Genomic DNA, 12,811 nt, shown 5'->3' on the forward strand with positions numbered 1-12,811 from the left:
CTTGTAGTGGCTTAATTTACTGTTTTTAATCATGATTACAGACCAACATAACTAGTCTGCTAGTCTAGAGCCATATTAATTCTGCGCGGGAGTAAAAAATGACAGATGAACTAACCAAAGATTGTTCTATATTTGAGATATAGAGTGCTATTTCACTTCTAGCATGCCAATAGGACAGAGACTAAAATAAAGCCATGTTCATCCAATGTATGAATAGAGGAATTAAAGATGAAAAAAGTCATTGGTGTTTATCGTAATCAGCAAATGCACTGGGTCGGTGATGGATTTCCAGTGAAAAACTTATTTTCCTATGACCGTTTGGGTCAGGCAATAAGTCCATTTTTACTTCTCGATTATGCAGCACCGTATCCATTCGACCCAACTACGGCACAACATGGGGTCGGTTCACATCCACATCGTGGTTTTGAAACCGTAACATTGGCTTATAGTGGTGAAGTGACCCATAAAGATTCGAGTGGTGGTGGCGGTACGATCCAAACCGGTGATGTGCAATGGATGACTGCAGGTTCAGGCGTTGTGCATGAAGAATTTCACTCTCCAGAATTTGCCAAAGCGGGCGGTATGTTTGAAATGGTGCAATTGTGGGTCAACTTACCTGCAAAAGACAAAATGACCCAACCGCGTTATCAAGCGATTACCCGTGCTGAAATTCCACGTATTGAAATGGATGAAGGTGCTGGGCATATCCGCGTGATTGCTGGCGAAATGGGGGGGCATCATGGGCCAGCGCAAACCTTTAGTCCGGTTAATGTGTGGGATGGTGAGCTCAAAGCGAACTATGAAACACAGTTGCATGTGCCCGAAGGCCATAACACCATTTTGGTGGTGTTAAATGGTGAAGTGATTATTAATGGCAGTCAAAAAGTACTGGATAGTTCGATGGTCATGTTTGCACAAGAGGATACTGCGATTCAACTACAAGCATTGCACGACACCAAGTTTTTATTGCTCAGTGGTGTGCCTTTGAATGAACCAATTCAAGGTTATGGTCCATTTGTGATGAATAGCAAAGCAGAAATTGTTCAAGCCTTTGATGATTTTAATCGTGGTAAATTTGGTGAAATTGCAGTGAATTCCGAAGCTTAAGCTTTCACTCTGCACTTTTATGATCCAAAAAAAAGCCTCTGAAGTTTCAGAGGCTTTTATTTTGCGCTGTATTTTTTTTCTTGGTCATGATTTAAATATCATTCTATTTATTATGTTTTGTGATGCAGTTATCACTTTGTTGTGGGCGAATATTAGCGATAAAAACTTTAGAAGTAAACCAATAGTTATAATAATGGTTAATTTAATTGTATGGTTTTATAGATAAATAAATAAAATAATAGAAAATATCTTTAAAAATTAATATTTAATAGTGAAATTTAAAGCTGTCATTATTTGTTAAATCTCGGCTAAATTTTTTGTACGAAAATCCATACAAAAAAAATGAATCTGGTATTTTTTAATAGCTATTTTTGACTTGTGATCGTTCATACTTTTATTCAAATTTTATAAATGGAATAGAAAATTGGATATAGCAGTCATCGGTAGTGGCATGGCTGGGCTGGCTACCGCAAGAATTCTTAAAGACGCAGGGCATAACATTACAATTTTCGAAGCTCTGCCGGGTCGTGGTATGGACAGCCATAGCACCGAGTTTGAAGGCGGGTTAATTGATGCGCCTTTACGCGTCATGAATCCGCATTTATGGAAAAACACCTTAAGTTTGGCGACGCACTTAGGGATTAAAACGTTTCCTGTGCGTACGTATATGGCGTGTAGCTGGCTTTTTGAAGATCGTACGGAAACATGGTTAACCACGACACGTAGCCGTATTGGTAATTTCCCGATTATTAATAACCGCAAAGGCTTGCAGCAATATGGCTGGCGTTTAGTCAAAGGCATGCTGCAATTAAAAGCAGCCATTGCGAAATTTTTTAAATCTAAAAATCAAGACATCACTTTAGCTGAATTTATTAATCAGAATGACATCGAAGAAGTGTTCTGGCATGGTGCCGTCATGCCAGTGCTGTATACGATTTGTACCTGTAACCCGAAAACTATTGGCGAATGGCCAGCAAAACCGTTGTTGATTTTCCTGCGTCAATTGACCGATGGCGATGCCTTATTACGTCTTCAAGGCGGTACGCCAGCTTTGGTCGATAAATTAATTGAAGGGATCGACATTCAAAGCGGAGAGGCGATTACCAAAGTGCATGAGCAAGACGATAAAGTCATCGTTGAAAATGCATCAGGTGGCCATCACGTATTTGACCGCGTGGTGGTAGCAACGCCAACCACCAAAACGCAAGAATTTTTGGATCCGACCCAATTTGCAGACGATATCGAACTGTTAAAGAAATTTAAATTCGAACAAGGCGAGTTGGTGATTCATACCGATCCAACCGTGATGCCGCCGAAGCGTAAAGATTGGGCAGTACTCAGCTATATGATGGATCGTAAATTTACCCGTCAGCAATTTACGGTATGGCTCAACTCGATTGAACCAAGCTTAGTCGGTAAAACCCCTGTGTTCCAAACATGGCGCCCAGTCACTGACATTGATCCGAAAAAAGTCATTTCTTCAGTCACTTTGACACGTGCAGTGGTGGATTCACATACCGTGGCATTGAACAAAGAATTGCAACAACGTCATTTGGCGACAGATCGTAAAGTATTTTTCTGCGGTTCATGGTCATGTGATGGCTTGCCAATTTTAGAATCTGCGGTGACTTCTGCCATGCATATTGCAGAAATTTTTGGTGCACCATTGCCGTTTGTGGGCTTAAAACCTAAAGTGGAGGTTGCCCCACAACTCGGTTACTAACATGAAATGGCTTCAAGCAATTCAGCAATATCTTCCGACACATAAATATGCGATTAACAGTCGAATACTGGGGGATGATGCAGAACTTGCTTGGAGCAATCTGGGCTATTGGGAAGATGCAAAGTCTTCCTATCCTCAGGCCTGTCAAGAACTTGCATTTCATCTCGCACAATCCATCCAATTAACTTCTAATGACCACCTGCTCGATTTGGGCTGTGGGCAAGGTGCAAGCCTGATTTTTTGGCTCAAACAATTTCAAATTCAAAACTTATCCGCAGTTGAATTACAGCCACACTGCGTGGAAAAAATCCAAAAAAATTTAAATTCAAAAGTTAAAATTACCCAAGATTCGTTTTTGAATTTAAAAAATATTTATCCACAGCATAGTCTGGATGCCGTGTTATGTATTGATGCAGCTTATCATAGTGATTTGAATTCATTGTTGTTCTCTGTTTTTGATATTTTGAATTCAAAAGGGCGTTTTGCTTTTCATTATTTGATGTTGTCGGATGAGTTTTTGAATTTAAATTCATTGCAGCAACTGAAATATCAAAGTTTATTAAAAGCTGCCGATGTGAATTTAAAACATTTAAATTCAAAACAAGGTTTACATGCACAACTGGAAAATGCAGGCTTTGAAGTTTTGGATATTGCAGATCTGAGTACGCCGGTTTTGCAGGGTTTTGCACGCTATATTCAGCAGCAAAAATTGGGTGCAGCACACTTCGATCTGGGTCAATTCAAGATCCAGATGACGGCTAAATTATGTGAAAAATTATATTCAGATGGACTGATTCGTTATGTGCAAATCAGTGTCAGAAAGCCTTAAGAAAATGCAGGCTTCAGAAACATCAAAGCCTCACTAAAAAGCGAGGCTAAGAAATGGTGCCGGCACACGGATTCGAACTGTGGACCTACTGATTACAAGTCAGTTGCTCTACCAACTGAGCTATGCCGGCGTTGTGGAATGCATTTTACAGATTTTTTGCATGGGCGCAAGCCAAAAAATAAGCAAATGATGCTTTATTTAATGCCTAGAAAGCGCCGATTTAAAATTCAAAGCGAAGGCGCTTGCATTGCTAATTTTTAAAATAGACGCACTGTATAAATTCGCCCACGGATAGTGGGCGGTACAGAAGGGAAGTTTTTTTAGATGTACTGAATAAAATATTAGTTGAGTTATTTGGTTCTTAAAATTTGATCGAGATCCTGTGCACATTCCTCTAGGGTATAGGCCATATCCAGTTGCATTTGTGGACGGAGTTCGTCGGCGAGTTTTCGCCATTGGTCAATCAGACGCTGTGCTTTTTGAATTTTATGTTTGTTAATGTCTTTGGCAATGGTCGGGGTATAGCCACCACGTTTGGCGTTCTTGATCTGCTTAACATAGTTCTGGCTGTTATTCATGTCTTCTCCGGAATAGCAGTGATATATGTGAAAGGTCGATTATTTTGTTTTTCGGTTGATCAAGTTTTAGCTTATATGCGTTGCGTTTCAGTTCAATGATATTCAGATAAATAAGTTTTTTCTTTGTATCCTTCTCGGGGCGATGACTTAGTTTTAGCATAGGCTTAAGTAATTGTCTTTAGAATATAATTTTTCTATTTGTAAATGATCATGTCTAAAGGTTGATCAATGAGAAATTTAATGAATCTGTATTTTGAGGACTGATCTACAGCTAATTCTGGAGGTGAAGTAAATGCAAGAATAAAAAATATAACGATTTACATGCTGAAAAATCAGTAGTTCCGCAGATGAAAAAAAAGAAACTCTAAAAATAAAAAAAGTTTTAAATCTATAAGATTTAAAACTTTGGTCACTGCTTTGGATTGCAGTTCTTTCGAATTTGGCGAAAGAGGGAGTCATATTTGTTTTATAAGTAAATGAAATATAATTAAATAAAAATATATATTTTTAATTATACCCACATTTATACCCCCAACTATATAAGGGTGCTCTTATGTCATCTGATGGTTATTATTAAATGAACAAATAACAACCAGTTGGTATATCTGAATTATTTTACTCACAGTGAATCGATTTTGGTAGTAATTGAACGTTCAGGCTATGTGGGACGAATAACCACCCGTGGTTTTAGATTGCTATTAAGTATAGTCGTAAACGAATCGAATCTATTTAATCCAGATGCCATTGAACGCCAGCTTGCACATGTGCCCCAAAATAGAATTCGCTCGGCATATAACCGAGCGCAATATTGGGATGAGCGGGTGAGATTGATGGAGTGGTATGGGGGGGAGTGAAGGATTAGCTGAATTAAATGACTAAAAAAATCACAAAAACCACGCTAAAAAGCGTGGTTTTTTTTTCATCGTTATAACTGAAAACTGAGTACATATACTGTCTTAATAGTTTGTAAGTAGGGGTTTAAATTTTCCAATATAGGGTTTAAGGGTAGGTAAATGGGGTATAATAGTTACTATTTTTTATTGATAGAAGGCAGAAATCTTGAAATATAAGGGTTAGAAGTGTTAATTTTTAACTATTATCTAAAAATACTAGAAGATTCTAATCATGAATGAATCAAACTTTCAATTTTTTAGGGAGCTTCCTGAAATCGGGCAATTAGAAAAATTAACCGATAAAGAAATTTTTGGATTTTTGAAACGTTACTATACGGATAGCTATCGGTATTCAATTACTCAAAATAGGAAAATTCATAAAGGCATATTTCGGGAAACTATCGAAACTTTAGAAAGACTGTATGAGCGTTTGGAGCTAGTTGAAGAATTTATTGGTTATCACAAAGTAGATTGGGATGACGCTTGCTCTTCAAAAAATGAGGCGAAAAAAAAGCAGATAGTTGAGTTTTATAATGGTCTAGTAGTTGATGTTGCACTTATGAAACTAGCAACTAGATATTATAGATTGCCAGAAAAAATTCATGCTTTTATTGATTTTCTAGATAAAGAGATATCGTGTGTCTTTAGAAGCAAGATTCAATCTGACAGATGGAAAGTTGAAGACTTTCCTTATGAGGAAGTATTTGAGACGATTGATCAATATAAGCAGTATTTAGGCAAGCAAAAGAACTACAAATTTAATTTCGATCAAGATAAAGGCGATGAGATTGCTCGTGAAATTTTGGATGTGCTACATGGCGTTAAGAAGATTACACAAGCGCTTGTGGTGGTAAAATTTCAGGTACTGGATTTTTCTGATGAAGAGATTGAAAAATTAATTCATACAGGGCAAGTAGATCACATATTAGCTGAAACTCCGATTGGAAGAAAAATACGATTGCTAGTAGAGGAGTTGAATACCCTTGAACTAGGAATAACTCATTTACCTTGGTTATCTATCCTTACAAAAGGTGAAATAGAACTGAATGGTGAAGTTCGATTAATGCTTGGATTTATTCTAGACAGTTCAACGTACAAAATTGATACCAATCAAATCAAGGAGTCATTACATCGTGAGTTAGATATATTTTTTCATGGTAGTAAGATTACTAATTTTTTTCGATCGGAAATTATTGCGATTGATCAAATTTTTGATCACTTAGGTATAAAAGAAATAAAAGAATTTAAACTCCCTAATCGCAAAAAATTAGCTCTCATGTTGAAGTGGTTTGTAGGATTGTTTTATGGAATGGGAAAGATTATTAGTCCTGATAATCACACTGCCGAGAGTCAATTAGTTGATACGCCTGTACGTCTAATTACAAGAAAAGCTGATCGTCGTTTAAAAGATCGAAATGATAAGAGAAAGTCAAAAAGACAAGAAAAGGATGATCTAGAGAAAAAGCCATATGATTTTAATTCAATCTGGGATGATGCCAGTTTGGTTAAACGTGCTCCAGAATATGCGAAGTCTATACACAAATTTTACGAGATGCTGAAATATTTTGATGAGTTAGATGCACAGCAAATAAAACTATTGCAAAGGGTTAATTTGTTCCTGGCTTATTTGGAGCATACATATATTGACAGTTTATCAACTTCTCTATCGATCAACCAAGATCCCTCTAAATGGCCCTGTGTAGCTAGGATGTATTTGGCCTTATTAGATAATGTAATAGATATTAATTTTTCTGTATGGGCATCTAATTGGACTCTCTACAATACTGTTTCGCTTCCGTTAAATTTAAATAATTCATCATTAACGTATGACTTACACGATATAAATCTGGCGGAAGTAACAAATTTAATAGTGCGAGATCTAAAGGTAATCAAACAGCGCCATATCTCAATTCCCCGAAGCAGATTAGCTTATATGGAAATGCTGGTGCAAAAAAACACGAGATCAGCACAGTGTTATTTAAAGAAAAGCTTTAAAGAGAACACTATTTTAGTACGCTTTAAAATTGATAATAGCCAGAGTCGATTAGATATCAGTACCTTAAAGACAATTGTTACTCAATTCTTTAAGAAAGCGAAACGTGCACCAAAGAGTATAGGGGCATATTTAGACGCTTATATCGGATATTTTGTTTTTAAAGATGGCTGCTATTCTATTGACTGTACAGCTATTTTTTACCTTCGTTCAGATGTTGTTGCTGATGAGGTAAATTTAAAATTTAAGGATTATTGGGGGAAGTTTACTAAGAGGTACAATGCCAAACAGATAATTGATAGAAATTTGCCGGACTTGAAAATAATCCCTACATTATGGTCTAAAGAAGTTGAATCGGACTATTTTATTGTGAATAAAGAAGATAAACAGCTTATTCACCAGGTGAGAAATGATCTAGTGAGCTTTTATACTGCGTATGAATATTTCAATAAATATAAAAGTACAAGCCATCGCAATCAAAAAAGACCAGAGCTAATTTTGAGGGGTAGAATTAAAGAAGCTACACCTAAAAAAACGGATGAAAAGAATACTCCACAAGTTGAAGTGAGTACGCCTGAAAATGAAAAAGGCGTAAATGAAATCAATGAAAATTCATCTCAAGATGGGGTGGATATGCGGGCTGATTTTTATGAGAGGAGGGCAGAAAGATTAGTACGATTACTACTACCTCTATAGTAATTTATTCTGATAAATTCATGATATCAAAGCTAGCTTTTAGATAAAAAAGTTGTCGCTTCACAATATGATCGGCAAAACGTGTACACGAATAGAAATATGACTATGAAAGCCTAATGAATCACTGCATTTGTAGCTGAAGTCTTAGTGGGTATTATAAGGCTATATTACTAATACTAATTAAATATATGATTCTATATACACTCACATTATATAGAGCTCTTATCTAATTTAAGCCTATATGTAATTTCTTAACGATTAGCCCTATTGCTATGTATTAACAACAGGTACATAGCAATGGAACACACCAAGATGAATCATTCTTCATTGATTACTGCAATTGAAAATTTTGTGGAAGATACGATAACCCGTCAAAGACCATGGAATGGCTATTGGTCTGAGTTGGTTGATTTACTCAGAGAGTTACAGGAGCAATATAATTCAGATCTGATCTATTCTGCTTATAACCAAGCCATGATTGAGCTGATGTTGGAGTTGGAAAAAGATGTAAGAGCGTTTCAATATATCGATAACTCAATTTTAGAAAAACTAAGATTTCGTGATGTGAAGTCAAGATTTCAAAAGTTTCAAAGACAACATGACAGGGAAGTTCAACGTTTCAAAGAGGATGAGCTAAAGAATCGATGTAAGGCTATGGAGTACACAGAGTTATTGCTAGAACATCATTCTAAATTAGCTGTTATTCGGGTTGATTTATCTTATAAACAGAATAAGCGAAGATTCATTGATATTTCGGACTTTAGGCAAGATATCCGAAAACTACTAGATCGATTACAGGATAGAGATCGCCATTTTAGTGATTTGCAGGGCTATATGTATGCTTTAGAGCAAGGTGCCGAAAAGGGATATCACGCACATTTCTTACTTTTCTATAATGGTAGTCGTGTTAAGTTTGATCGCCATATTGCAGATTGTATTATTGATACTTGGAAAGAAATAACAGAAGAAACTGGACAAGGGTACAACTGCAATACTAAGCAGAATCGTAGAAGTTACAAAGAAAGTGGAAACGATGCTCTAGGTCCTTTAATTCGAGGAGATGATGCTAAAAGAGCTAATGTTTTGAAGATAGTCAGGTATTTCACAGCGCCAGATAAAACAGAGCAGTACCTTCGAGTAAGAGTCAAAAACATGCAGAGTTTTGGTCACGGCAAGTTTAATAGACCATCAAGACGTAATAGCGTAGATACTATAAATAGGGTTAGATTGGATTTACGATTACCGGATGGTCGTAAACGTCCTAAACGCTAAATGAAAATAATCTCAGATATACATTATCTAGGTGAAAACGAGTTTTTTAACTTTGCAAGGCTTACCAATCGGTGAGCCTTTGTCATTTCTAGAGGTATATATTATGAGTTTAAATTGCCCTTATTGCTTATCGAATCAAGTCATTCAGGTTGTTAATCAGCAGGCGAGTGGTTCTGATTCCACAGGTCTAGCAGCATCAGCTTCGTTCGCAACCATCGGTGCATCCATTTCAAAGAGTTTGCCATTGCCTGTATCTCCATTTATTGGTGGTATTGCAGGTGCAGTTATTGGTGGTTTATTTAGTAGCGTGTTTGATGAGCCTAAAAAGCCGATCACCCTTACCTATTACCATTGCAACCACTGTCAGCAGAACTTCCGCTAATAACCTAGGAGATAAGAACGATGGCACATCAAATCGAACAAATCGCCTATGTTGGCGAAACCCCTTGGCATGGTCTCGGTAATCAGCTGAGTCCGAATCAACCACTCGAAGTTTGGGCACAGCAAGCTGGGATGGACTGGCGGATTGAATCCTCGAACGTCAGCTATATGGCACAGAATGAACGTGGTCAGAGCATCATCATGCCTTTTGAAGAGCAGCGAGTGTTGTATCGCTCAGATACCCATGCACCTTTATCTGTAGTCAGTCAGCGTTATCAGGAAGTTCAGCCTAAAGAGATTCTGGAGTTCTACCGGGATCTGACTGAGCAATCAGGTTTTGAGCTAGAAACCGCAGGGGTTTTGAAAGGTGGGAAGAAGTTCTGGGCTTTGGCACGTACCGGGCAAAGTACCGCGTTAAAGTCCAAAGATGTCAGTAATGGTTATATCTTGCTGGCTACTGCATGTGATGGCACGTTGGCAACGACAGCACAATTCACCAGTATCCGAGTGGTCTGTAACAACACGTTAGCCATTGCTCTACGTGGACAGAGCAGTAGTGCAGGTGTGGTGAAGGTTCCGCATAGTACCAAGTTTGATGCAGAGAAAGTGAAACAGCAATTGGGTATTTCAGTGCGTGCCTGGGATGAGCACATGTATGAGATGAAACAGCTCACACAGCGTAAGGTGAGTCAGCAAGAAGCTAAGGCTTACTTTGATGCCGTGTTTAATAATAGCACCATGTCAATTTCTGATCCTGAAGAAAACATCATTCAGTTCTACCGCAATGTCGCGCAGCAGGCTCAGGAGAAAAAGCCTGAACCGAATGGTCGTGCCATGAATAAAGCTTTAGAGATGTTTAATGGTCAAGGTCGTGGTGCTGAATTGTCATCCGCCAAAGATACGGCTTATGGCTTACTGTGTTCCATCACAGAATTTGTGGATCATGAACGACGTGCCATGAGTACAGATCACCGTCTTGATTCAGCTTGGTTCGGTGCGGGTGCTGGTGTGAAACAACGAGGATTGGAGCAAGCGCTTGCTTTGATCGCCTGAGATTAACTGACTCACTCATGTCGAAATCAAGTCACCCCAAACAAATGCTATTCATAGCACTCATGTAACCCCCTCAATTAAAACAGCAAACAAATCGCCATACCCGACCTCGTGTCGGGTATGGCTTTTTTATGCATTTCTTTTACAGAGATCAGAATTTATAAGGATCATTCCATGAATCAAATTGTATCTATTACCCATCAGCCTACGACTGTAGGATCAAAGATCGTAGTCAATCCAACCATTACTACCAAACGCTCAACGGCAGCCAAGCGACTGGTCAACACCAAAGGGATGGAATATCAGGACTGGCTCGAAGTTCGTAAACAAGGTATCGGTAGCAGTGATGCCGCGACTGCCTGTGGTCTCAATCCCTATATGTCGATGCTGGAACTCTGGCTAATCAAAACTGGACGACAGGCTCAATCCATAGAAGATGAAAGCTCAGGTGTAGCACCGCTGTATTGGGGTAAGCAGCTGGAACCTTTGGTGGCAGAGTTCTATAGCATGCACACCCATAACAAGGTGCGACGGATCAATGCGGTACTACAGCATCCTGATCCCGATAAACACTTTATGTTAGCCAATCTGGATTACAGCGTGGTCGGCAGCGATGAAGTCCAAATTTTGGAATGCAAAACAGCAGGTGAGCATGGAGCAAAATTGTGGCGTGATGGTGTGCCTTTATATGTGCTTTGTCAGGTACAACATCAACTGGCGGTGACTGGTAAACAGGCAGCGCATGTTTGTGTCTTGATCTGTGGGCATGAAACCAAGATCTTCAAAGTGACACGATCAGAATCCGTGATTGAACATATTGTTCAAGCAGAACGATATTTCTGGGAATGCGTGGAAAAGGATACACCACCATCCGTGGATGCAAGTGAATCCGCAGCTAAAGCCATTCAACAACTTTATCCAGCGCATGTACCTTTAACGGTAGAGGATCTTTCGCAAAATGAAAATGCCAATTTGATGTTCGACCAGCTCATCAAAATGAAGGAAGAGATTCAGCATCAGCAGGAACGCTTTGACCAGCTTAAACATGAAATCCAGATGATGATGCAAGACAAGGAAAGGGCAGTCTTTGCACATGGCTCAGTGGTCTGGAAGAAAGCTAAGGACTCTATCAGCCTCAATACCAAGGCATTGCTTCAGCACCAGCCTGAACTCATCGAGCTTTATCCACTTCAAAAGCAGGGCAGTCGTCGATTCAACATCTATACCGACTAAGCCCTATCTACAGCACCCAATCAAAAATTCACAAAAATCGCTCCCCGCTCTCTACCCTTCGGTAGAGAGCAAATCGGTCGCGATTTCTGTAGCACTTTATCTGGCTCTACATTCTTTGGGTAACTTATTTGGTCCTTGTTCCGACCTACATACATAGACCCAAATTTGTAAGGTAATACATTAAGGAATATCAACATGATTAAAGGTTTAGCAATTACTCCTCCAATCTTGGGACGGATCAGTATCGGTCGTATGATCGAAAAGAATGGTAAGCGATTGCCTGAAAAAGATGACCAGTTCACCATTACTTCCCAGATTCAAAGCAAAGAAGGCTGGGTGAAGCATCCACTGGATGAACAGCTCCGAGCGAATGCTCCGAATCAAAAGCTACGCTCAATCCCCGTCAGAATGATCTTTAATGATCCTGATCTGAACTTACGCGCTGAATACACCTTATTTGACCGACAGACCGGTCGTCCCGTCTGTGTCGGTAATGGAGAAACCTGCCAACGTTTAACCAATCAAGGGGTCGAGCAACATCCCTGCCCATCCCCTGATTTATGTCCATTGGCTCAAGGTGGGAACTGTAAGCCCTACGGGCGTTTGCATGTGAACTTAGATGAATCGGATGAGTTTGGCACCTTCATCTTTAGAACTACAGGCTTTAATAGTATTCGGACTTTGGCTGCACGGTTGAACTATTACCATGCAGCTTCAGGAGGCTTGTTGTCATGTCTCCCCTTGCAATTGATATTGCGGGGCAAGAGTACGACACAAAGCTACCGTCAGCCCGTGTATTACGTGGATCTGACTTTAAGGGAGGGGATTAGCTTGAATGAAGCGATTATTCAGGCAAAGCAAATTGATGAGCAGAGCAAGCAGGCAGGGTTTTATCAGGAGGCTTTGGACTTTACCGCAAGGAAGGGTTTTGGGAATGGAAGGATGGACGTAGACATGGAGGAAGGTTTGGATGTAATTGAGGAGTTTTATCAGCCTGTTGAAGGCCAGCAGATTGAGGAAACGCAGCCTGAATTTAATATTCAGCAGGGATTG

Annotated in this window: 10 protein-coding genes, 1 tRNA gene and 1 pseudogene; 10 read left to right on the forward strand and 2 right to left on the reverse strand. The window is 39.2% G+C overall.

The window, feature by feature from the left end; all coding sequences use genetic code 11:
* The first annotated feature begins 228 nt into the window (after positions 1-228).
* The 3 genes from ACN6OV_RS11320 to ACN6OV_RS11330 all read left to right on the forward strand — a co-directional run bounded on the left by ACN6OV_RS11320 (position 229) and on the right by ACN6OV_RS11330 (position 3,659).
* Positions 229-1,107, forward strand: coding sequence for a pirin family protein (locus ACN6OV_RS11320; protein WP_427953019.1), 879 nt, complete (start codon positions 229-231; stop codon positions 1,105-1,107).
* 424 nt (positions 1,108-1,531) lie between these two features.
* Complete coding sequence (locus ACN6OV_RS11325) at positions 1,532-2,830, forward strand: FAD-dependent oxidoreductase (RefSeq protein ID WP_427953021.1); 1,299 nt, start codon at positions 1,532-1,534, stop codon at positions 2,828-2,830.
* A 1-nt stretch (position 2,831) separates the two neighbouring features.
* On the forward strand, positions 2,832-3,659 hold the full coding sequence (locus tag ACN6OV_RS11330; protein ID WP_427953023.1) for an SAM-dependent methyltransferase: 828 nt from the start codon (positions 2,832-2,834) through the stop codon (positions 3,657-3,659).
* Between the two features lie 54 nt (positions 3,660-3,713).
* On the opposite strand, the gene ACN6OV_RS11335 is transcribed toward ACN6OV_RS11330, so the two are convergent.
* Together ACN6OV_RS11335 and ACN6OV_RS11340 are read right to left on the reverse strand one after the other, a co-directional pair.
* Positions 3,714-3,789: transfer RNA gene (locus ACN6OV_RS11335), tRNA-Thr, on the reverse strand.
* 220 nt (positions 3,790-4,009) lie between these two features.
* Positions 4,010-4,237, reverse strand: coding sequence for a hypothetical protein (locus ACN6OV_RS11340; RefSeq protein WP_427953025.1), 228 nt, complete (start codon positions 4,235-4,237; stop codon positions 4,010-4,012).
* A gap of 623 nt (positions 4,238-4,860) precedes the next feature.
* On the opposite strand from ACN6OV_RS11340, the pseudogene ACN6OV_RS11345 reads away from it, so the two are divergent.
* The 7 genes and pseudogenes from ACN6OV_RS11345 to ACN6OV_RS11375 all read left to right on the forward strand — a co-directional run.
* Positions 4,861-5,091 (forward strand): annotated as a pseudogene (locus ACN6OV_RS11345) (tyrosine-type recombinase/integrase); the annotation flags it as partial.
* 271 nt (positions 5,092-5,362) lie between these two features.
* Positions 5,363-7,819, forward strand: a complete 2,457-nt coding sequence (locus ACN6OV_RS11350) for a hypothetical protein (protein WP_427953027.1) — start codon at positions 5,363-5,365, stop codon at positions 7,817-7,819.
* A gap of 312 nt (positions 7,820-8,131) precedes the next feature.
* Positions 8,132-9,091, forward strand: a complete 960-nt coding sequence (locus tag ACN6OV_RS11355; RefSeq protein ID WP_262558364.1) for an inovirus Gp2 family protein — start codon at positions 8,132-8,134, stop codon at positions 9,089-9,091.
* A 103-nt stretch (positions 9,092-9,194) separates the two neighbouring features.
* Entirely contained in the window at positions 9,195-9,473 is a 279-nt protein-coding gene (locus tag ACN6OV_RS11360) for a hypothetical protein (protein ID WP_262558363.1), read from the forward strand.
* A gap of 20 nt (positions 9,474-9,493) precedes the next feature.
* Positions 9,494-10,525, forward strand: coding sequence for a DUF932 domain-containing protein (locus tag ACN6OV_RS11365; RefSeq protein ID WP_279733761.1), 1,032 nt, complete (start codon positions 9,494-9,496; stop codon positions 10,523-10,525).
* A gap of 174 nt (positions 10,526-10,699) precedes the next feature.
* Entirely contained in the window at positions 10,700-11,758 is a 1,059-nt protein-coding gene (locus tag ACN6OV_RS11370; RefSeq protein WP_427953030.1) for a YqaJ viral recombinase family protein, read from the forward strand.
* Positions 11,759-11,953: 195 nt separating this feature from the next.
* The coding region (locus tag ACN6OV_RS11375; protein WP_427953032.1) for a hydrolase or metal-binding protein at positions 11,954-12,811 on the forward strand (858 nt) is incomplete at its 3' end.

It is taken from the genome of Acinetobacter sp. (genome assembly GCF_050285345.1).
GTDB lineage: Bacteria > Pseudomonadota > Gammaproteobacteria > Pseudomonadales > Moraxellaceae > Acinetobacter.

Coding starts and splice junctions, on each gene's coding strand:
- ACN6OV_RS11320 (WP_427953019.1), top strand. CDS start 229: ATGAAAAAAGTCATTGGTGTTTATCGTAATCAGCAAATGCACTGGGTC.
- ACN6OV_RS11355 (WP_262558364.1), top strand. CDS start 8,132: ATGAATCATTCTTCATTGATTACTGCAATTGAAAATTTTGTGGAAGAT.
- ACN6OV_RS11340 (WP_427953025.1), bottom strand. CDS start 4,237: ATGAATAACAGCCAGAACTATGTTAAGCAGATCAAGAACGCCAAACGT.
- ACN6OV_RS11370 (WP_427953030.1), top strand. CDS start 10,700: ATGAATCAAATTGTATCTATTACCCATCAGCCTACGACTGTAGGATCA.
- ACN6OV_RS11360 (WP_262558363.1), top strand. CDS start 9,195: ATGAGTTTAAATTGCCCTTATTGCTTATCGAATCAAGTCATTCAGGTT.
- ACN6OV_RS11350 (WP_427953027.1), top strand. CDS start 5,363: ATGAATGAATCAAACTTTCAATTTTTTAGGGAGCTTCCTGAAATCGGG.
- ACN6OV_RS11365 (WP_279733761.1), top strand. CDS start 9,494: ATGGCACATCAAATCGAACAAATCGCCTATGTTGGCGAAACCCCTTGG.
- ACN6OV_RS11330 (WP_427953023.1), top strand. CDS start 2,832: ATGAAATGGCTTCAAGCAATTCAGCAATATCTTCCGACACATAAATAT.